Annotated in this window: 1 protein-coding gene; it reads right to left on the reverse strand. The window is 56.1% G+C overall.

Features of this window, described 5'->3' with window-relative positions:
• The coding region (locus Q4563_RS18190; protein WP_303605502.1) for a thioredoxin family protein at positions 1-321 on the reverse strand (321 nt) is incomplete at both ends.

The following is a 321-nucleotide window of genomic DNA, read 5'->3' on the forward strand; positions in this document are numbered from 1 at the left end:
TGGCTCAATTGGCGCTGTACTTCATCATCGGCAAAAATTTCTTCATCCATGACTTTGCAGCTGATGCACCAGTCGGCGTAGAGATCCAGCATGACGGGTTGCTGGCTGTTTTTGATCAGGCGCTGGATGTCAGTCACCGACTCGGTGCGATAAAAAGCGTTGGCCTGCTGTTCAGCGCTGGCAGCAGACCCGGCATGAGTAGATGTCAGTGGCTGTAACGGATTATGGTTGCCTTGCAATGCGCCCCAGAAGGCGGCGACGCCGTAAACCAGCAGTGCCCAGGCCAGGCCTTTGAAGGCGCGATGGCGTGGTGTTGATGCC

This window comes from Gilvimarinus sp. 1_MG-2023, assembly GCF_030548285.1.